At 39.1% G+C, this 19,147-nt stretch carries 36 protein-coding genes; all 36 read right to left on the bottom strand.

Annotation, left to right across the window (positions count from 1 at the left end; genetic code table 11):
- Window positions 1-94: 94 nt before the first annotated feature.
- Window positions 95-829, bottom strand: a complete 735-nt coding sequence (gene truA / locus Q5O24_03910) for a tRNA pseudouridine(38-40) synthase TruA (GenBank protein ID WKY48467.1) — start codon at window positions 827-829, stop codon at window positions 95-97.
- An 8-nt stretch (window positions 830-837) separates the two neighbouring features.
- On the bottom strand, window positions 838-1,659 hold the full coding sequence (locus Q5O24_03905; protein ID WKY48466.1) for an energy-coupling factor transporter transmembrane component T: 822 nt from the start codon (window positions 1,657-1,659) through the stop codon (window positions 838-840).
- A gap of 1 nt (window position 1,660) precedes the next feature.
- Window positions 1,661-2,518: an energy-coupling factor transporter ATPase gene (locus Q5O24_03900; GenBank protein ID WKY48465.1), complete on the bottom strand. Its 858-nt coding sequence runs from the start codon at window positions 2,516-2,518 to the stop codon at window positions 1,661-1,663.
- A complete protein-coding gene (locus tag Q5O24_03895; protein WKY48464.1) occupies window positions 2,503-3,357 on the bottom strand; it encodes an energy-coupling factor transporter ATPase in 855 nt (284 codons plus the stop codon). The genes Q5O24_03900 and Q5O24_03895 overlap by 16 nt, the downstream gene beginning before the upstream one ends.
- Before the next feature lie 77 nt (window positions 3,358-3,434).
- Entirely contained in the window at window positions 3,435-3,776 is a 342-nt protein-coding gene (gene rplQ, locus Q5O24_03890) for a 50S ribosomal protein L17 (GenBank protein WKY48463.1), read from the bottom strand.
- Between the two features lie 6 nt (window positions 3,777-3,782).
- Entirely contained in the window at window positions 3,783-4,742 is a 960-nt protein-coding gene (locus Q5O24_03885) for a DNA-directed RNA polymerase subunit alpha (GenBank protein WKY48462.1), read from the bottom strand.
- Between the two features lie 71 nt (window positions 4,743-4,813).
- Window positions 4,814-5,443 (bottom strand): 30S ribosomal protein S4, encoded by a 630-nt coding sequence (gene rpsD, locus Q5O24_03880; GenBank protein WKY48461.1) that lies wholly within the window; start codon window positions 5,441-5,443, stop codon window positions 4,814-4,816.
- Between the two features lie 14 nt (window positions 5,444-5,457).
- The gene (gene rpsK / locus Q5O24_03875; GenBank protein ID WKY48460.1) at window positions 5,458-5,850 is read right to left on the bottom strand and encodes a 30S ribosomal protein S11; all 393 of its coding nucleotides are present in this window, start codon (window positions 5,848-5,850) and stop codon (window positions 5,458-5,460) included.
- Between the two features lie 12 nt (window positions 5,851-5,862).
- On the bottom strand, window positions 5,863-6,228 hold the full coding sequence (gene rpsM / locus Q5O24_03870; GenBank protein WKY48459.1) for a 30S ribosomal protein S13: 366 nt from the start codon (window positions 6,226-6,228) through the stop codon (window positions 5,863-5,865).
- A gap of 128 nt (window positions 6,229-6,356) precedes the next feature.
- On the bottom strand, window positions 6,357-6,470 hold the full coding sequence (rpmJ, locus tag Q5O24_03865) for a 50S ribosomal protein L36 (protein ID WKY48458.1): 114 nt from the start codon (window positions 6,468-6,470) through the stop codon (window positions 6,357-6,359).
- Between the two features lie 14 nt (window positions 6,471-6,484).
- Window positions 6,485-6,712 carry a translation initiation factor IF-1 gene (gene infA / locus Q5O24_03860; GenBank protein ID WKY48457.1) on the bottom strand — a complete coding sequence of 76 codons (228 nt, stop codon included), beginning with the start codon at window positions 6,710-6,712 and terminating at the stop codon, window positions 6,485-6,487.
- Window positions 6,713-6,715: 3 nt separating this feature from the next.
- On the bottom strand, window positions 6,716-7,018 hold the full coding sequence (locus Q5O24_03855; protein ID WKY48456.1) for a KOW domain-containing RNA-binding protein: 303 nt from the start codon (window positions 7,016-7,018) through the stop codon (window positions 6,716-6,718).
- A gap of 12 nt (window positions 7,019-7,030) precedes the next feature.
- Window positions 7,031-7,780 (bottom strand): type I methionyl aminopeptidase, encoded by a 750-nt coding sequence (gene map, locus Q5O24_03850; protein ID WKY48455.1) that lies wholly within the window; start codon window positions 7,778-7,780, stop codon window positions 7,031-7,033.
- Between the two features lie 2 nt (window positions 7,781-7,782).
- A complete protein-coding gene (locus Q5O24_03845) occupies window positions 7,783-8,442 on the bottom strand; it encodes an adenylate kinase (protein WKY48454.1) in 660 nt (219 codons plus the stop codon).
- A 21-nt stretch (window positions 8,443-8,463) separates the two neighbouring features.
- Complete coding sequence (gene secY, locus Q5O24_03840; GenBank protein WKY48453.1) at window positions 8,464-9,723, bottom strand: preprotein translocase subunit SecY; 1,260 nt, start codon at window positions 9,721-9,723, stop codon at window positions 8,464-8,466.
- A 1-nt stretch (window position 9,724) separates the two neighbouring features.
- Window positions 9,725-10,168 carry a 50S ribosomal protein L15 gene (rplO, locus tag Q5O24_03835; GenBank protein ID WKY48452.1) on the bottom strand — a complete coding sequence of 148 codons (444 nt, stop codon included), beginning with the start codon at window positions 10,166-10,168 and terminating at the stop codon, window positions 9,725-9,727.
- A gap of 10 nt (window positions 10,169-10,178) precedes the next feature.
- Complete coding sequence (rpmD, locus tag Q5O24_03830) at window positions 10,179-10,361, bottom strand: 50S ribosomal protein L30 (GenBank protein ID WKY48451.1); 183 nt, start codon at window positions 10,359-10,361, stop codon at window positions 10,179-10,181.
- A 10-nt stretch (window positions 10,362-10,371) separates the two neighbouring features.
- Complete coding sequence (gene rpsE / locus Q5O24_03825; GenBank protein WKY48450.1) at window positions 10,372-10,878, bottom strand: 30S ribosomal protein S5; 507 nt, start codon at window positions 10,876-10,878, stop codon at window positions 10,372-10,374.
- A gap of 17 nt (window positions 10,879-10,895) precedes the next feature.
- Entirely contained in the window at window positions 10,896-11,264 is a 369-nt protein-coding gene (gene rplR / locus Q5O24_03820; protein WKY48449.1) for a 50S ribosomal protein L18, read from the bottom strand.
- Between the two features lie 34 nt (window positions 11,265-11,298).
- Window positions 11,299-11,835: a 50S ribosomal protein L6 gene (gene rplF / locus Q5O24_03815; protein WKY48448.1), complete on the bottom strand. Its 537-nt coding sequence runs from the start codon at window positions 11,833-11,835 to the stop codon at window positions 11,299-11,301.
- Window positions 11,836-11,859: 24 nt separating this feature from the next.
- On the bottom strand, window positions 11,860-12,258 hold the full coding sequence (gene rpsH / locus Q5O24_03810) for a 30S ribosomal protein S8 (protein WKY48447.1): 399 nt from the start codon (window positions 12,256-12,258) through the stop codon (window positions 11,860-11,862).
- Window positions 12,259-12,287: 29 nt separating this feature from the next.
- Window positions 12,288-12,473: a type Z 30S ribosomal protein S14 gene (locus tag Q5O24_03805; protein ID WKY48446.1), complete on the bottom strand. Its 186-nt coding sequence runs from the start codon at window positions 12,471-12,473 to the stop codon at window positions 12,288-12,290.
- A 12-nt stretch (window positions 12,474-12,485) separates the two neighbouring features.
- Complete coding sequence (gene rplE, locus Q5O24_03800) at window positions 12,486-13,031, bottom strand: 50S ribosomal protein L5 (protein ID WKY49205.1); 546 nt, start codon at window positions 13,029-13,031, stop codon at window positions 12,486-12,488.
- A 17-nt stretch (window positions 13,032-13,048) separates the two neighbouring features.
- Window positions 13,049-13,363, bottom strand: coding sequence for a 50S ribosomal protein L24 (gene rplX / locus Q5O24_03795; GenBank protein ID WKY48445.1), 315 nt, complete (start codon window positions 13,361-13,363; stop codon window positions 13,049-13,051).
- A gap of 17 nt (window positions 13,364-13,380) precedes the next feature.
- Window positions 13,381-13,749, bottom strand: a complete 369-nt coding sequence (gene rplN, locus Q5O24_03790; GenBank protein ID WKY48444.1) for a 50S ribosomal protein L14 — start codon at window positions 13,747-13,749, stop codon at window positions 13,381-13,383.
- Window positions 13,750-13,776: 27 nt separating this feature from the next.
- Complete coding sequence (gene rpsQ, locus Q5O24_03785; GenBank protein ID WKY48443.1) at window positions 13,777-14,034, bottom strand: 30S ribosomal protein S17; 258 nt, start codon at window positions 14,032-14,034, stop codon at window positions 13,777-13,779.
- A 24-nt stretch (window positions 14,035-14,058) separates the two neighbouring features.
- Complete coding sequence (rpmC, locus tag Q5O24_03780) at window positions 14,059-14,259, bottom strand: 50S ribosomal protein L29 (GenBank protein WKY48442.1); 201 nt, start codon at window positions 14,257-14,259, stop codon at window positions 14,059-14,061.
- A complete protein-coding gene (gene rplP / locus Q5O24_03775; protein WKY48441.1) occupies window positions 14,256-14,696 on the bottom strand; it encodes a 50S ribosomal protein L16 in 441 nt (146 codons plus the stop codon). Before rplP ends, rpmC begins: the two co-directional genes overlap by 4 nt.
- 18 nt (window positions 14,697-14,714) lie before the next feature.
- The gene (rpsC, locus tag Q5O24_03770) at window positions 14,715-15,437 is read right to left on the bottom strand and encodes a 30S ribosomal protein S3 (GenBank protein ID WKY48440.1); all 723 of its coding nucleotides are present in this window, start codon (window positions 15,435-15,437) and stop codon (window positions 14,715-14,717) included.
- Window positions 15,438-15,450: 13 nt separating this feature from the next.
- Window positions 15,451-15,786 carry a 50S ribosomal protein L22 gene (gene rplV, locus Q5O24_03765; protein ID WKY48439.1) on the bottom strand — a complete coding sequence of 112 codons (336 nt, stop codon included), beginning with the start codon at window positions 15,784-15,786 and terminating at the stop codon, window positions 15,451-15,453.
- Between the two features lie 18 nt (window positions 15,787-15,804).
- Window positions 15,805-16,083 carry a 30S ribosomal protein S19 gene (gene rpsS, locus Q5O24_03760; GenBank protein WKY48438.1) on the bottom strand — a complete coding sequence of 93 codons (279 nt, stop codon included), beginning with the start codon at window positions 16,081-16,083 and terminating at the stop codon, window positions 15,805-15,807.
- Between the two features lie 35 nt (window positions 16,084-16,118).
- Window positions 16,119-16,949 carry a 50S ribosomal protein L2 gene (rplB, locus tag Q5O24_03755; GenBank protein WKY48437.1) on the bottom strand — a complete coding sequence of 277 codons (831 nt, stop codon included), beginning with the start codon at window positions 16,947-16,949 and terminating at the stop codon, window positions 16,119-16,121.
- A gap of 42 nt (window positions 16,950-16,991) precedes the next feature.
- On the bottom strand, window positions 16,992-17,282 hold the full coding sequence (gene rplW / locus Q5O24_03750) for a 50S ribosomal protein L23 (GenBank protein WKY48436.1): 291 nt from the start codon (window positions 17,280-17,282) through the stop codon (window positions 16,992-16,994).
- The gene (gene rplD / locus Q5O24_03745; GenBank protein ID WKY48435.1) at window positions 17,282-17,902 is read right to left on the bottom strand and encodes a 50S ribosomal protein L4; all 621 of its coding nucleotides are present in this window, start codon (window positions 17,900-17,902) and stop codon (window positions 17,282-17,284) included. Before rplD ends, rplW begins: the two co-directional genes overlap by 1 nt.
- 27 nt (window positions 17,903-17,929) lie before the next feature.
- On the bottom strand, window positions 17,930-18,559 hold the full coding sequence (gene rplC / locus Q5O24_03740; protein WKY48434.1) for a 50S ribosomal protein L3: 630 nt from the start codon (window positions 18,557-18,559) through the stop codon (window positions 17,930-17,932).
- Between the two features lie 53 nt (window positions 18,560-18,612).
- A complete protein-coding gene (gene rpsJ / locus Q5O24_03735; protein WKY48433.1) occupies window positions 18,613-18,921 on the bottom strand; it encodes a 30S ribosomal protein S10 in 309 nt (102 codons plus the stop codon).
- Window positions 18,922-19,147: the final 226 nt, after the last annotated feature.

Raw genomic sequence — 19,147 nt, 5'->3', positions numbered from 1 at the left:
TCAGAAAATACGTATATTATATGTATCGGGGCTAGTGATACATTAACGTCCACAGTGAATTATATAAAATTTGTCCATCTATGTCAAGTGTTTTTTAATACTTTACTTCTTTTAGATATAATCCACATGCTGGTGCTGTTGGACCTGCCTGTTTCCGTTCTCCACTTGCAAGAATTGCTGACATTTCAGCTGTCGTTTTTTTTCGATATGCTCCGTCAAGCAGCGTCCCCACCATGATGCGGACCATATTGTAGAGAAAACCATTTCCCGTAAAACTGATTTCATTAATTAAATCCTTCTCATAGAATTTAATTTCTTTAATTTCCCTGATAGTGGTCTTAACAGCACTGCCTGATGCCATGAAACCGATAAAATCATGCTTGCCAATAAATACTTCCGACAATTTCTTAACCAGATCCCAGTCAATCTGGTATGGAACCTGATAAACAAGATCATAAAGAAATGGATCTGCAATTTTTCCCTGTCGAATTTTATATGTGTAGGTTTTTTCAGTCGCTGAATAGCGACTATGAAAATCATGCGGACGTTCCAAGGCCTGTAAGACCCGTATATCATCAGGTAGTTTAGCGTTAATTGCCAGAGGGAATCGTTTCACCGGTACTTGAGAATTTGTGAAAAAGTGGGCTGATTGGCCTAAAGCATGAACTCCTGCATCTGTTCGGCCAGATGCCGTCAAATTTATCTTTTCACCTGTAATTGCGCTTATTCCCTTTTGGAGGACTTCCTGGACACCTAGGCCATTCGGCTGAGTTTGCCAGCCATTATATTTACTTCCACGATAAGCTATTATTAATTGAACATTCTTCATCATTTATCTCATACAGGAAAAACTAAAGGGATAGTTATAAATCTCGTCAAAACAAGTCCTGCAATCATCACGAACATCGTAACAAAGGCAAAATAATCGATCTTTAAAAAAATTAACTGTTTCATCCTGGTCCGATTTTCTCCCCCTCTGTAACAACGTGCTTCCATTGCCGTTGCCAATTCATCTGCCCGCCTAAATGCAGAAATAAAAAGTGGTACAAGAATCGGAATCAGATTTTTGGCCCGTGACAAAAGACTTCCTGTTTCAAAATTTGCTCCTCGCGCTTTTTGTGCTTTCATTATCCGATCGGTTTCTTCCATCAAGGTTGGAATAAAGCGCAGAGCTATCGACATCATCATCGATAATTCATGAGCATAAGTTCTGACAAGGGGAATAAAGCGAATGCACCATTCCATTCCATCTGTCAAATCAATAGGCGAAGTCGTTAAGGTCATAATACTCGTTCCTACAACTAAGAGAATTAATCTGGTAGCCATAAATGTTGCTGTTTTCAAGCCTTCCATAGTTATCGATAGGGGACCTAATGTATAAATAACTTCACCCGGTGTCATGAATAAATTAAGTATTACTGTTAACAGAATAATTAAAACAAGTCCTTTAATTCCTCTAATTATATAACCAACAGGAATCTTTGAAATAATCGTAATAGTGGAGATTAAAAGAAACGCTGCCAGGTATCCCCATAAATTGTTGATTAAAAATAGCATTACAATAAAAGCAGTAGTAAATAAAATTTTTGTTCGAGGATCCAGTTTGTGTATCAGCGAGCCTGTCGGATAATATTGTCCAATTGTCACATCTTTTAGCATCTTATGATCCTCTTATAATTCTTAGAATTTCGTCTTTGGCTGCTTCCACTGTAAAAATATCTTCTCTGATTGAGGGAAAGCAATGTTTTAAACTTTTCATCAGATAGGTTACTTCGGGAACTGCCAGCCCGATTTGTTCCAATGTCTCGATCTCAGTAAACACGTTCTTAGGAACATCATAATAAACAACCTGGCCAGCGTTCATAACTATAATACGGTTAACCAGTCTGCCAATATCTTCCATACTGTGGGAAACCAATAATACAGTAATCCCCTTTTCCTGATGCAGTTTTTTGATCTGGGCAAGAATCTCATCTCGTCCCCGGGGATCAAGTCCGGCTGTTGGTTCATCAAGAATCAAAACCGACGGTTCCATTGCCAATACTCCGGCGATTGCGACTCTTCTCATTTGTCCACCGGACAGTTCAAAGGGAGATTTACTTTTTATGAGCTCAAAATCCAAACCGACCATTTCAATCGCATTTTTAATCCGAGTATCTATTTCCTTCTCATCCAAACCCTGATTTTTAGGGCCAAATGCCACATCCTGATAAACAGTTTCCTCAAACAGTTGATGTTCCGGATATTGAAAAACAAGTCCAACGCGTTGACGCAAGCTGATCATATTTTGTTTGCTTTGCGAAAATATATCTGTGCCGTCAATAACAACAGTTCCTGATGTCGGATTAAGAATCCCATTTAGATGCTGAATAAGCGTCGATTTACCCGAGCCAGTATGACCTATAATGCCAACGAAATCACCATTTTCAATTTTCAAATCAATGTTTTTAAGGGCCTGAAATTCGAATGGTGACCCCTGCGAATAAATGTGATTTAGATTTTTTATTTCAACTGACATAAGGCTTCCACCATTTCTTCAATGTTTAATATGTTACCATCCAGTTTTATTCCAGCTTCATTTAGTTCAAAAGCAAGCTCTGTCATTTGCGGGACATCAAGGCCTATTTTTTTTAAAGCCTCCACCTGTTTAAAAATATCAGCTGGCTGACCTTCCATGACAATCTTTCCCTGGTCCATAACAATAATCCGATTTGCATCGATTATCTCACTCATATAATGGGTAACATGGATAACTGTCATCTGCTTTTCACGGTTCAACTTCTTAATAGTTTCCATTACTTCACAGCGTCCTGATGGATCTAGCATAGCTGTTGGTTCATCAAAAATAATACACTCAGGTTCCATCGCAAGAATTCCAGCAATTGCAACACGTTGCTTCTGTCCCCCTGAAAGCTGGTGGGGTTTTTGTCGAGCATAACTGTTCATCTCAACAACTGCTAAAGCCTGGTCCACCCGTTCTCTAATTTCTTTAGGTGCAATACCTAAGTTTTCAGGCCCAAATGCCACATCCTCTTCGACAATAGTTGCTACCAGCTGATTGTCTGGATTCTGGAAAACCATCCCAGCAGATTGACGAATCAACCAGACATTATTTTCTTCTTTAGTATTCATCCCATTAATTAAAACTTCGCCTTTGCCTGGGAGTATGATAGCGTTTAAGAGCTTTGAAAGTGTTGATTTTCCAGAACCGTTGTGTCCAATGATTCCGATAAATTCGCCTTTCTTTACTTCAAAGCTTACATCTTCCAGAGCATTAACAGCCTCTTCACCATTTTGAACAGGATAAGCATACGAGACATTATTTACTTTAATCATAACTTCATTACTAATGTTCATCACTTTGGCTTCCAATCGTTTTGAACTACAAGAAAGGGGATTAAGGTTTCACCTCTTAATCCCCCTGCATTTCCCGATTAAACTAATTCAATAATCGCCATTTCGGCGCCGTCACCGCGACGAGGTCCAACACGATAAATTCGTGTGTAACCACCGTTACGCTCTGTATATTTTGGTGCAATTTCATCAAAAAGCTGTTTAACAACTGCATCCTGGGTTAAATAAGCAATTGCCTGTCTTCTAGCGTGCAGATCGCCTCTTTTTCCAAGTGTTACCATTTTATCTGCTAGTCTTTTGACTTCTTTTGCTCGTGTAACTGTCGTTTCGATCCGACCATGCTCTAACAGCGCTGTTGTCAGATTTCTTAATAATGCTCTACGCTGATCAGAGGGACGACCTAGTTTACGATATCCCGCCATGTTCTCCTACTCCTTTGCCTTTTCTTCATCCTGACTTAACGATAAGCCGATTTCTGCCAGCTTATGCTTAATTTCATTCAGGGATTTTCGTCCGAGATTTCGAACTTTTATCATATCTTCTTCTGATTTCTGAGTCAGTTTTTCGACTGTATCAATATTTGCCCTTCTTAGGCAGTTGCTTGAACGAACCGATAATTCCAACTCTTCAATAGACATTTCGCGAATGCGTTCTTTTTCATTTTCTTCTTTTTCGACCATAATTTCAACGGTTGTTGCATGTTCCGTCAGGTCAATAAAAAGATTTAGATGTTCACTGAGAACTTTAGCTGCAAGCGATAGCGCCTCTTCTGGTGACGTTGTTCCATCAGTCCAGATATCAATAGTCAATTTATCGAAATCTGTAATCTGTCCTACACGCGTATTTTCGACAAGAAAATTGACTTTTTTTATTGGCGAAAAAATCGAATCCATAGGAAGCATACCTATTGGCATACCTGGAAATTTATTCTTGTCTGCAGAAACATATCCCCGCCCCTTTTCAATACGCATCTCCATATTTAGAGTTGATCCGCTCGACAAGGTCGCAATATGCATTTCTGGGTTTAGAATTTCAACATCAGCATCAGCAATTATATCACCTGCTGTAACACTTCCTTCTTCTGAAGCTTCAATATGAATTGTTTTAGGTTCATCAGAATATATTTCAGCCGCCAGTCCTTTCAGGTTCAGAAGAATTTCAATTACATCTTCTTTGACCCCTGGAATGGTTGAGAATTCGTGCAGGACGCCTTCAATTTTTACTGAAGTAACAGCTACACCTGGTAATGAAGACAACATAATTCTTCTTAAACTGTTACCTAGTGTTGTCCCATACCCTCTCTCGAGCGGCTCAATCACGAAACGGCCATACTTATCATCATCATTTTTATCAACTATCTCGATTACTGGTTTCTCGAATTCAATCATTTATCAAGACCCTCCATCTTCTTAAAAATCCAAACAATACCATGAGGGTTAACTGGTTACGAATCAGCTGATTACTTAGAGTATAACTCAACGATAAGATGTTCAGCAATTTCAACGTCCAGATCTTCTACTGCTGGTCGTCCAGTCACTTTTCCGGATAAATTTTCCAGATCACTTGACAACCATTGAGCCACCATTCGATTTTCTGTCGTTTCTACTATGTCTTTAAACTTTTGTGATTTTTTACTTTTTGGTCGCACTTCGATAATATCACCTTCTTTTACAATATAAGAAGGAATATTAACTTTTTTTCCATTAATCAGAAAATGTTCATGATCAACTAACTGTCTTGCTTCTTTACGTGACGTAGCCATTCCCAGTCGATAAACAACATTATCCAGTCTTGACTCCAAGTGAATTAACAGATTGTGACCTGTGATCCCCTTCTGTTTAGCCGCAATTTCGAAATAATCTCTAAACTGCTTTTCGAGAACACCATAAATACGTTTAGCTTTCTGTTTTTCTCGTAGCTGTAATCCATACTCAGACAATTTTGTTCGTCTTTTACCATGTTGACCTGGAGGTGTTGGACGTCTTTCGAATGCGCATTTATTAGTCGAGTAACATCGTTCACCTTTTAAATACAGTTTTGCTCCTTCACGTCGACATTGTCTGCATGACGCTTCAATATTTCTTGACATACTTTCCCCTCCTACTATACTCTTCGTCGTTTCGGTGGTCGACAACCATTATGAGGGATTGGTGTTACATCTCTGATCAATGTAATTTCTAATCCAGCCACCTGTAATGCACGAATTGCGGCTTCACGTCCTGAACCAGGACCTTTAACCATTACTTCTACACTTTTTAAACCATGTTCCATTGCTGCTTTTGCAGCTTCTTCTGCAGCCATCTGAGAAGCGTACGGTGTGCTTTTTCTTGACCCTTTAAAGCCCAATCCACCTGAACTTGCCCATGAAAGTGCGTTTCCTGCCATATCAGTAATGGTTACAATTGTATTATTAAAAGAAGATTGGATATGAGCTTGGCCACGTTCAATATTCTTTTTGACTTTTTTTACTTTTCTTCTGGTTTTTTTAACTGCCATTAATAAGCCCTCCTACTTCTTCTTGCTAACAATACGTTTTGGACCTTTTCTGGTTCTGGCATTTGTTTTGGTTTTTTGTCCACGAACCGGTAAGCCTTTTCGATGACGAAGGCCTCTATATGATCCAATTTCAATCAATCGTTTAATATTCAGATTTACTTCTCGACGCAAATCACCTTCTACTGTGTATTTTTCATCGAGAATTGTTCTCAATTCATTGACTTCTGTTTCTGTCAGATCTTTAACGCGGGTATCAGGACTAATATTTAGTGCTTTCAAAATTTGATTTGATCGCGAACGTCCAATCCCATAAATATAAGTTAATCCAATCTCTACCCGTTTATCTCTGGGTAAATCGACTCCGGCAATTCTTGCCATAGGGTGTGTACCTCCTAAAATTTTTTATGCATTCTTCAGCAATCGGTGAGATCTTGCCTGTGCTATACTTTTATATTATGAACATGACAAAATCGCCGCGGTCATGTTCGAGTTTTCTTAATGACGGTTTAACCTTGTTTCTGTTTATGTTTGGGATTTTCACAAATCACCATTACACGACCATTTCTTTTAATAATTTTACACTTTTCACAAATTGGTTTTACTGATGGTCTTACTTTCATTGGTTTTACCTCCTTTATGATTTCCCTTTTCCACGCCATACGATACGCCCACGGGTCAAATCATATGGGGATAACTCAACAACGACTTTATCTCCAGGTAGGATTCGAATATAATTCATTCGCAACTTACCTGATATATGAGCTGTAATCTGATGACCATTTTCTAATTCTACTAAAAATATTGTATTGGGTTGTGACTCAATCACTGTGCCTTCAACTTCAATTACATCCTTTTTTGCCATTGATCAAACCTCCTCACGATTCTCATCCCCCAAGCCTGCAGGCTTTTGAAAGGATTCGATTATTTTAATAATACAAGCATTCGTAATTTCCTGGTCACTAGCCATTTTATCACGAATTTCCATGGTAATGTGATTCGTTTTTGATAAGTGTTTGATCTTTTTTTTCTTAGGTTTACTAACTTTTCTAAGCTTCCCGTTGCTCACGTAAACATAATTATCATCTATGATACTTAAAACAACCATAAACTGACCCTTATCGCGCCCGGATATCGAGCGAACCACCTGACCAACCATTAAATCATTCATTGATTCACCATCTCAAATGACCGTTAAAAGTTCCGGTTCACCGGTCCCTGTAATCAGTACCGAGTGTTCAAAATGTGATGACAGTTTTCCATCTAGGGTAACAACAGTCCATTCATCATCACAGATCCGGACTTCAAAAGTGCCAGCGTTAACCATCGGTTCGATTGCCAGTGTCATACCGGCTCTTAATCGCGGTCCGTGACCCTTAGATCCATAATTAGGAATCGGTGGATCTTCATGCATCTTACTGCCAACACCATGACCGACAAAATCTCGCACAATTGAAAAACCGTTTGACTCTACATAAAGCTGAATTGCATTAGAGATATCAGACAAACGATAACCTTCACGTGCAAACTCTATACCTTTGAAGAACGATTCTCGTGTCACGTTTATCAGCTTTTTTGCCTCATCCGATATTTTTCCGACTGGATGAGTTCTTGCTGCATCTCCTACATACCCTTCGTAGGTAGCACCAATATCAACGCTGACAATATCGCCTTCAATTAGTTTTCTTGATGACGGAATCCCGTGTACAACTTCTTCATTAACGGATGTACAAATTGACTTCGGATAACCACTATAGCCTTTAAATGTTGGTATTGCTCCAGAATCACGTATCAATGTTTCAACAGCTTGATCAAGTTCTAAGGTTGTAACCCCTGGCTTAATCATTTCTTCAATAAGACGATGGGCTTTAGCAACAATGCTGCCAGCCCGCCTCATTAAAACAATTTCTTTCTGGGACTTTATGGTAATCATCCTTAATTGACTCCATCCAGAGTTTTCTTAATATCCATGAATACATCATCCATATGTTGCAGTCCATTTACATTTGCAATAACTCCAGAATTTGTATAGTAGCCAATTAAAGGTTCCGTCTCAGTTTGATAAACCTTTATTCGATTCTTCACTGTTTCTTCCTGATCATCTTCACGTTGAAACAGTTCCGCTCCATCATTGTCGCAAATTCCTTCAACTTTAGGTTTGTTGTTTTTAATATGATAAGTAGCCTGACAGACCGGACAGATTCTTCGTCCTGTTATTCTGTCAATGAGAATGTCAAAGGGTACTTCCAGATTAATCACGAAATTAAGCGCTCCACCGTTGTCATTGTTTATAGCGTCCAGCGCTTCAGCTTGTGCCACAGTTCTCGGAAAGCCATCTAGTAGATAACCATATCCGGCATTTTTAACATCATCCTGTTGGAGTCTGTCTCTGACCATATCAATAACCAGGCTATCCGGAACAAGTTGTCCATTGTTCATGTATTCTTTCGCTTTAAGTCCTAACGGCGTTTCATTTTTCATGTTTGCTCTGAATATATCACCTGTTGAAATGTGCGGAATGTTGTATGTTTCACTGATGCGTGAAGCTTGTGTACCTTTTCCTGCACCAGGAGGTCCTAATAATACTATTCTCATTTTTAACTATCTCCTGTTCGTCTAAGATTTTAAAAAACCCTGATGGTGTCTCATCATCATTTCTGCTTCAATCTGTTTTACTGACTCCATAGCAACACCAACTACAATTAATAGGCTGGTTCCGCCAAATTGTAGACTAACACCCATTATATTTCCAACAAAGATTGGAATAATGGCAATGGCAGCCAGAAAAATTCCGCCAAATAAAGTTAATCGGTTCATGATTCGAGTCAGATACTCTACAGTAGGCTTTCCCGGTCTGATACCTGGAATATAACCGCCCTGCTTTTTAATATTATCCGCAATATCAAAAGGATTAAAAGTTACTGCTGTATAGAAATAAGTAAAAGCAACAATTAATAAAATATAAATAATATTGCTTAACCAGGAACCCCAGGCAAAATAAGTTGAAATAAAATTAGCAAAACCTGAGTTCGGGAAAAAACTGGCAATAGTAGCTGGAAACAAAGTTAGTGAACTGGCAAAAATTACAGGAATAACCCCAGCCATATTAACACGCATTGGAATATGAGTGCTTTGTCCACCATACATTTTACGTCCAACAACTCTCTTGGCATATTGAACAGGAATCCTTCTCTGGCCTTCCTGAATGGCAACTACACCTACCACAACCAAGACAACAAAAACGGCAAACAAGATCAGACTAACTACTGATAAAGTTCCTACAGTAACATAATCATACATCGTCATGATTCCTGAAGGAATTCTAGATACAATACTGGTAAAGATAATCAGTGAAATACCGTTTCCGATACCACTCTCAGTGATTTGCTCACCTAAATACATCAGGAATGCCGTACCAGAAGTGATACAAAGCACCACCACAAATACATTGAAGGCAGTACGTTCAACCAGTATATCTCCAAAAGACAAACTCATACCCAGTGCCTGAATCAATGCCAATATAATCGTTAAAAACCGGGTATATTGAGCCAGTTTTTTACGTCCTTCTTCACCTTCCTTTTGCAATTTCTCTAAAGCTGGAATTGCAAAAGCCAGAAGATTCATAATAATTGATGCATTAATATAAGGAGTAATACTCATGGCAAAAATTGTAAAATTGCCAAAGTTCCCCCCAGATAAAATGTTAAAAAGGCCAAAAATACCATTATCATTGACTAAAGTCGCAAGTTGCGCAGTATCAACAAAAGGAACTGGTATAAATGAACCGAGGCGATAAACGAAGAGTAACGCCAACGTTATGATTATCTTTCTTCTTAAATCTGGAATTTTCCAGGCATCCTTCAAGGTAGAGAGCATCTTAGATCACCTCTACCTTTCCTCCTGCAGCAACAATCTTTTCTTGGGCCGATTTGCTGATTTTATTTGCTTTAACAGTCAAAGCTTTTTCAATTTCACCATTTCCAAGAATCTTCACACCATCCTGGATTTTCCTGATGAAACCATATTCTAGCAAAAGTTCTGGAGTTACTACTGTATTTTCATCAAACTTGTTCAATTCAGAAATATTTACAATTGAAAAAGTCTTTTTATATCGGGCGTTTGTAAACCCTCTTTTAGGCAGTCTTCTAGCCAGTGGCATTTGACCCCCTTCAAAACCTGGTCGAACGCCTCCGCCTGAACGTGATTTCTGTCCATCCTGACCACGTCCAGCTGTCTTTCCTAGACCTGAACCAGTACCGCGACCTTTACGTTTTTGCGTTTTTCTAGAACCAGGTGCTGGACTTAAAGTATGTAATCTCATGTTGCACCTCCTATACTTCTTTAACATCGAGCATAAAATCTGTTCGATGAATCATTCCACGAATTTGAGGTGTATCATTATGAGTAACCGTCTGGCCAATCTTTTTAAGTCCCAGCGCTTCAATCGTCTTTCGCTGCTTCTGATTACGACCAATCAGGCTTTTCTTTAGAGTTATTTCTAGTTTTTTAGCCACAATGATCCCCCTAACCCAGAATTTCTTCCGGTTTTTTACCACGCTTTGCAGCAACTTCCTCAACTGTCGTAAGTCCAGCAAGTCCCTGAATTGTAGCATTAACCATATTTCTGGCGTTATTTGAACCCAATGATTTCGTTCTGATATCTCGGATTCCTGCCAGTTCAAGTACCGCACGAACTGGACCACCAGCGATAACACCAGTACCTTCGCCAGCTGGTTTTAATAAAACATGACCTGCTCCAGCAATACCGTTAGTGCTGTGTGGAATTGTAGTGCCAACCATAGGAACTTTGATTAGCGATTTTTTTGCCGAATCAATTCCTTTACGGATTGCATCAGGAATTTCCATTGCTTTTCCTTTTCCAACTCCAACATGACCATTTTCATCTCCAACAATCACAAGACAACTGAATCTGAAGTTTCGTCCACCTTTAACTACTTTAGTTACGCGGTTAATGGCTACGACTCTTTCTTTTAAATCCAGAGTGCTTGGATCAATCTTTGTATTCTGCATCAATTGACCTCCTTCGCCTAGAATTTAAGGCCAGCTTCACGCGCGCCTTCAGCTAATTCTTTTACTCTACCATGATATTCATAGCCTCCGCGGTCAAAAACGACATTGACGATGCCTTTTTCTACAGCCTTTTTAGCAATAGCTTCGCCAACTTTTTTTGCTCCTGACTTATCTCCTCCATTTTCAATCTGAGCCTTCAGATCGGTATCTATGGAAGAAGCGGATACTAATGTGATTCCTTTTGAATCATCAATAATCTGTGCGTACATATTTTTATTGCTTCTAAAAACATTCAAACGCGGTCTTTCTTCAGTTCCGGTAATTTTGTTTCGGACCCGCACATGACGTTTTAAACGCAATTTGTTTTTATCGATTTTTTTAATCATTTAGTGTACTCCTTTCGCAAATTTACCTTTCGGCTTACTTGCCGGTTTTACCTTCTTTACGTCTGATTGTTTCATCAGTGTAACGAATTCCATGACCTTTATAAGGTTCTGGTGGTCTTTTAGCACGAATATTGGCTGCATGAGCGCCAACAGCTTCTTTACTGATTCCTTTAACCTGAACCTTTGTATTTGACTCAATTACTGTTTCAACACCTTCTGGATCAGCCATTTCAACAGGATGTGAGTAACCAAGGTTCATAACCAGATTTTTGCCTTTTTTCTCTGCACGATAACCAACACCGCTGATTTCGAGGCCTTTAGTGAATCCAGTACTGACGCCAGTTACCATATTCTGAATCAGTGCACGGGTTAAACCGTGTAATGAACGATGATCTTTACTATCCGACGGACGTGTAACAAGGACCTCGTCTGCAGTTACTTCAATCCCAATTTCTGGATGAAATGTACGAACGAGCTGACCTAAAGGACCTTTGACCGTTAATGTCTGGCCATCTTTTTTAATGTCCACTCCCTGGAGGATCGCAACAGGTGCTTTTCCTATTCTTGACATAATATTACCTCCTGCCTAACTTTGTTACCAGACGTAACAAATCACTTCGCCGCCGATACCAGCATTTCTAGCTTTTTTATCGGTCATAACACCTTTTGAAGTCGAAATAACAGCTATACCCAAGCCATTAAGAACTTTTGGCAGGTCTGCATGTCCCGCATAAACGCGTAATCCCGGTTTAGAGATTCGTTTGATTCCAGAAATTACTCGACTTTTGTTTTCACCATATTTAAGGGTTACTTTAATCATACCCTGTTTTTCGTCTTCAACATATTCAACTTTATTTATATATCCTTCTTCCATCAAAATATCTGCAATTGCTCTTTTTTCATTGGAAGCAGGGATTTCGACCATTTTATGTCCTGCATCATTTGCATTTCGGATGCGGGTTAACATATCCGCAATCGGATCAGTCATTACCATACTGGGTACCTCCTTTTATTAGCTGATATTTACCAGCTCGCTTTTTTTACACCAGGAATTTCGCCTTTATAAGCTAATTCTCGGAAACAAATACGGCAAATACCAAATTTTCTCAGGTACGCATGAGGTCGTCCACATATTCTGCATCGATTGTACTCACGTGTTGAAAACTTTTGTTTCCGCTTCTGTTTTTCTTTCATTGCTGTTTTTGCCATGAAAACTCCTCCTTACGCTTTACTGAATGGAACGCCAAGCAGCGCTAATAATTCGTGCGCTTCTTCGTCCGTTTTTGCCGTGGTTACGAAGATAATATCCATCCCTCGTACCTGTTCTACTTTATCATAATCGATCTCTGGAAAAATTAACTGCTCTTTGACTCCGAAGGCGTAATTTCCGCGTCCGTCGAATGATTTATTTGATAATCCTCTAAAATCTCGTACACGAGGAAGCGCTACATTAAATAGTTTATCAGAAAACTCATACATTTTATCACTGCGCAGTGTTACTTTTGCTCCAATGTTCATACCTTCTCTAACCTTAAAGTTAGCAACTGATTTTTTGGCTTTAGTAACTATAGCTTTTTGTCCAGCAATAATCTGTAAGTCGATCACAGCTGCTTCCATTGCCTTACTGTTATCTTTACAATCACCCAGTCCCATATTAATTACTACTTTTTCAAGTTTTGGCACTTGCATGATATTATCATATTGAAATTTTTCCATTAAGGCTGGAATTACTTCACTTTTATATTTATCTTTTAATCTAGGCATTATTATCCTCCTTTCTGCTTTTAGTTATTAAATGTTTCATTGCATTTTTTGCAGAATCTGACTTTTTTTCCATCAGCCAGAAATTTGTGGCCCGTACGAACCCCACGATTACATTTTTCACAGAAAAGCATGACTTTTGAAGCATCAATTTTACCTTCTTGTGTCACAATACCACCCTGCTGCATCTGCTGAGTTGGTTTTTTATGTTTTGTAATCATGTTAATATTCTCTACGAGTACTTTTGATTCTTTTGGGAAAGACTGAATTACTTTACCTTTTTTCCCCTTATCTTTACCAGTAATGACTACAACAATATCATCTTTTTTAACATGCATCTTTCTATCCCTCCTAATTACAGTACTTCAGGAGCCAAAGATACGATTTTCATAAATTTTTTGTCCCTTAACTCACGTGCCACAGGTCCAAAAATACGGGTACCTTTAGGGTTTTTATCATCTTTTATTAGAACCGCTGCATTTTGGTCAAATTTAATGTAAGATCCATCGTCTCTTCTGATTCCATTTTTTGTTCTAACGACAACTGCTTTCACAACATCGCCTTTTTTAACGTCACCACCTGGTGCAGCACTTTTGACAGCACACACAATGATATCACCGATATTTGCATATCGACGTCCGGAACCACCGAGAACACGGATACACAACAATTCTTTTGCACCGGTATTATCAGCTACTTTTAATCTCGTTTCCTGTTGAATCATCCGAAATACCTCCTTCCGCGCACTTGCCTATAGTGCTTTCTCTACGATTTCTACTAATCTCCAGCGTTTATCTTTACTTAACGGTCTTGTTTCCATTATTTTAACTTTATCACCAATGCTACATGTGTTTTCTTCATCATGCGCCTTGAATTTCACAGTTCTTTTGACTCGTTTGTTGTATAATGGATGTTTAACGAACGTTTCGACAGCTACGACGATGGTTTTATCCATTTTATCGCTGACTACTTTACCAATTCGAGTTTTTCTGTAATTTCTTTCTGACATCAGCTAAACCTCCTTACCTTCCGGTTATGCTTTATTAGCCATTGCACGTTCCTGAATAATGGTTTTTACTCGTGCATAGGTTTTTTTCACTTCTCTGATTCGCATCGGGTTTTCAAGCTGTCCAGTTGCATGCTGAAATCTCAGATTAAACAGTTCCTCTTTTAAATCACCCAATTTTGTTTCCAGTTCGATACTTGATAATTCTCTTAATTCACTTGGTTTCATGACTCATCACCCACTTCTTGTGCTTCCTGATCTTTTCGAGTGATAAATTTCGTTTTGATGGGTAGCTTATGCTGTGCCAGTCGCATGGCTTCACGAGCGACATCTTCCGGAATGCCCGAAATTTCAAACATTACTCTACCTGGTTTTACCACTGCAACCCAATACTCTGGGGACCCTTTACCGGAACCCATTCGAGTTTCTGCCGGTTTTTGTGTAACTGGTTTGTCAGGGAATACCTTGATCCAAACCTTACCACCTCTTTTTATATATCTGGTCATCGCAATACGGGCAGCTTCAATCTGATTGGCTGTAATCCATGCTGGTTCTAAAGCCTGGATAGCATAATCACCATAAGTGATCTTGTTACCTCTTGTAGCCTTCCCTTTCATTCGACCTCTGTGTACTCTTCTTCGTTTTACACGTTTAGGCATTAACATAATGTTGTCCTCCTCTCTCTAGTTTTCAGTTCGGTTAGTAGGAGCTTTTTTTCGTGTGTTTTTCTTTGGTTTTGCTTCTTCTTCAGTCGCAACTGCCAGAATGTCTTCACGGCCTGTTAAAATTTCTCCTTTATTTACCCAGACTTTAACACCCAACTTTCCGTAGGTAGTGTCAGCTTCGGCAAATCCATAACTGATATCTGCTCTTAGTGTCTGCATTGGCACATTCCCCTGTGCGTAATGCTCACTTCGCGCCATTTCAGCTCCGTTTAATCGTCCTGCTACAGCTGTTTTGATTCCTTTAGCGCCTGCACGCATTGTTCGCTGCATACACTGTTTCATCGCTCTTCTGAAAGAGATTCGTCTTTCCAGCTGTGAAGCAATATTTTCTGCAATTAACTGTGCATCCATATCGATGTTTTTAACTTCAACAATATTGATAAACACTGTTTTCTTTGTCATTTTTTCCAGTTCCAGTCGCAGTGCGTCGATACCAGCACCGCCCCGACCAATAATCATCCCTGGCTTAGCTGTATAAATATGAACTCGAACTTTGTTCCCAAATCGTTCAATAACAATTTTAGAAATCCCAGCCTGAAACTGGCTTTTTTTAATATATTTGCGAACCTGATTATCTTCGATCAGATAATCTGCAAAATCCTTGTCATTAGCAAACCATTTTGCATTCCAGTCCTTGATGACGCCGACTCTTAACCCATGAGCATTGACTTTTTGACCCAAAAACGTGTCCTCCTTACTCTTTTTCTTTCAATACGGCTGTAATATGAGACGTTCTTTTACGAATAACGCTGGCACGTCCCTGTGCACCCGCTCTAAATCGCTTCATTGTCGGACCCTGATTAGCAAAAATCTGATCTACATACAGATTTTCAGGGTTCATATTATGATTATTTTCAGCATTTGCCAAAGCCGACTTGACGACTTTGTCAATCACGCCCGCTGCTTTATTAGGTGTTAATGCCAAAATGCTTAATGCTTCTCCAATACTTTTTCCTCTGATTAAATCAGCCACTAACTTAGCCTTTCTGGATGAAACACGCACATATTTAGCTGTTGCTCTAGCTTCCATATCGTTACCTCCTTATGGCTATCTTAATTTCGATTTCTTTTCACCAGCATGACCGCGATAGGTTCTTGTTGGTGCAAATTCTCCCAGTTTGTGACCGACCATATCTTCTGTTACATAAACCGGCACATGTTTACGGCCATCATGAACAGCAATTGTGTGACCGACCATCTGTGGGAACAAAGTGGAACTTCTAGACCAGCTTTTAATTACATTTTTCTCGCCTTTTTCGTTCATAGCTTCTATTCTTCTAAGTAACTTTTCGTCAACAAAAGGTCCTTTTTTTAATGATCTACCCATTGTTCAACCTCCTCTCGTGTATCTATACGGTTGATTTATTTTTTACGTGATCTTACGATATATTTATCAGATTGCTTATTTTTCTTACGAGTTTTGTAACCAAGTGCAGGTTTACCCCAAGGTGTAACAGGACCTGAACGTCCAACTGGAGCTCGACCTTCACCACCACCGTGTGGATGGTCATTCGGGTTCATAACAGAACCACGAACAGTTGGTCTAATACCCATATGTCTTTTTCGACCAGCCTTACCGATTCGAACATTCTGATGATCAAGATTTCCTACCTGACCGATAGTAGCTCGACATTCCAGACGAACAAGACGCATTTCACCAGATGGCAATCGTAGTGTTGCGTAATTGCCTTCCTTCGCCATCAGCTGAGCACTTGCTCCGGCTGAGCGGACCATTTGAGCGCCTTTTCCGGCTTTTAATTCTACATTGTGGATAATTGTACCGACCGGAATATTTTTAAGTGGTAAACAGTTACCAACAGTAATATCCGCATCAGGTCCAGACATAATCATATCTCCCACTTTTAATTTCAGTGGTGCGATAATATATCTTTTTTCACCATCTAAATAATGTACTAATGCAATATTTGATGTTCGATTTGGGTCGTACTCAATACCAGCAATTTTTCCTGGTACATTATCTTTATTACGTTTGAAATCGATAATTCTGTATTTACGTTTAGCACCACCACCATGATGTCTGACAGTAATTCTACCATACACATTTCGGCCCGCATGTTTTTTTACCGGTTCAAGCAGTGATTTTTCCGGCTCTTTTTTTGTAATTTCGTCAAATGTATTGACGCTCATATTTCGACGTCCAGGGGACGTTGGTTTATATTTTTTGATACCCATATGGCTCCTCCTTGCTAATTTGGCTTTTCGGGTTAGTTACGATTAAACACCTTCGAAGAACTGGATGCCCTTGCTTTCAGGAGTCAGTTTCACGACTGCTTTTTTCCAGTCCGCTCGTTTTCCAACAAAACGGCCAGTTCGTTTTACTTTGCCCTTCATGTTCATTGTCGTCACTTTTTCAACTTTAACATCAAAAATAGCTTCAACAGCATTTCTGATTTCAATTTTATTGGCTCTTTTATCTACTTTAAAAGTGAATTTTTTGTCTTCTGCATCCATCATACTGCGCTCAGTAATGATTGGTTTAATAATAATATCGCGAGGATTTTTCATTACGCATATACCTCCTCAATTTTCTCCAAGGCTGCTTTTGTCATGATTAAATAATCATATTTAAGCATATCATATACATTTAATTCCTGTACTGTAGTTGTTGCTACATCTGGTATATTGTTCGCTGAACGAATAACATTAGCATCATTTTCCGGTAATACGATTAACGCTTTACTGATGTTTATGTTATTAAGCACTGCTACCATTTCTTTAGTTTTTGGTGCTTCCATAGCAATTGCATCCAGAACTCGTAGTTCCTGCTCCTGAGCTTTAGCTGAGAATACAGATTTCATTGCCAAATTTCTGACTTTTTTGTTGACTTTTTTACTGAAATCACGAGACTTCGGTGCAAAAATCACCCCGCCACCTTTCCATAATGGTGAACGGATTGTACCAGCTCTTGCCCGGCCTGTTCCTTTTTGTCTCCAAGGTTTACGTCCACCACCACGTACTTCCGAACGAGTTTTAGCAGAACGGGTTCCCTGTCTTCTATTTGCCAGTAAAGCCACAACCACTTCATGAACTACTGGTTCATTGGGTTCAATCCCAAATACAGCTTCACTTAATTCGACGTCTCCTACTACATTTCCTTTTACATCTAAAATGTCAATTTTAGGCATTTGTGTTCCTCCTTTCAGACTAAGTAATTATGCTTTTACGCTTGTTTCGATAGTAATCAGCGTTCCTCTAACACCTGGAACAGCGCCTTTAATGAGCATAACATTCTCTTCAGCAATAACTTTTACTACTTCCAGATTAAGTGCTGTTACATTTTTATTACCCATTTGCCCAGGTAATTTTTTCCCTTTGAAAACTCTCGAGGGATATGAAGACGCCCCCATCGAACCAGGTCTTCTGTGGTATTTAGAGCCATGTCCCATTGGTCCACGCGACTGGTTGTGTCGTTTGATAACCCCCTGGAAACCTTTCCCTTTTGATTTTCCGGAAATATCTACTCTTTCACCTGCTTCAAATACGTCTGCTGAAATAGTATCGCCAGTATTATACGTTGCATAATCATCAAGTTTGAATTCTTTTATTACTTTTTTATATTCAACACCATTTTTATCATAGTGTCCTTTGAGCGGTTTAGTCATTCGACGCTCTTTCACTTCACCAAAGGCTAATTGAACGGCTTCGTATCCGTCAGTTTCCATTGTTTTTTTCTGAACAACCAGGCAAGGGCCTGCTTCCACAACTGTTACCGGAATCGCCACACCGTTTTCTCCAAACACTTGTGTCATTCCAATTTTTCTGCCAATAATTGCTTTTTTCATTTGTTCCTCCTAAATATCATTGGATTGCCAGGCAATCATAATACCATTGGGGTCTATAGTTTGATTTCTATATCAACGCCAGCTGGTAAGTTCAATCGCATTAATGCGTCTACAGTTTTTGGTGTCGGATTTAAAATATCAATCAACCGTTTATGTGTTCGCATTTCGAATTGTTCTCTAGAATCTTTGTATTTGTGAACAGCTCGTAGAATTGTAACCACTTCTTTATCTGTAGGAAGTGGAATTGGACCAGAAACACTCGCACCTGTTCGTTTCGCTGTTTCTACAATCCGTTCTGCCGATTGATCTAAAATTTTGTGATCAAAAGCTTTTAATCTGATTCTAATCTTTTGTTTTGCCATACCTAAATTTTCCTCCTTGTATTTTGTTGCATTTAGATACGCCAATTACTGTCAACTCATCCGGGTGTTTCATTTATATTTTTTTGAAAATGGTTTCCCATTCCCGAAACAGTAATTGTCGTCCGATTCAAGATCGTGACTAACTCCTTGTGAATGACCTGTTGAAGGCAACAGCAACCTCACAATTCATTGTTATATGTCAACCTTCAATATTATACATGAAAAA

It is taken from the genome of Eubacteriaceae bacterium ES3, from assembly GCA_030586155.1.
Classification (GTDB): domain Bacteria; phylum Bacillota; class Clostridia; order Eubacteriales; family Eubacteriaceae; genus Acetobacterium.
This window is presented reverse-complemented; position numbering and strand designations above follow the sequence as displayed.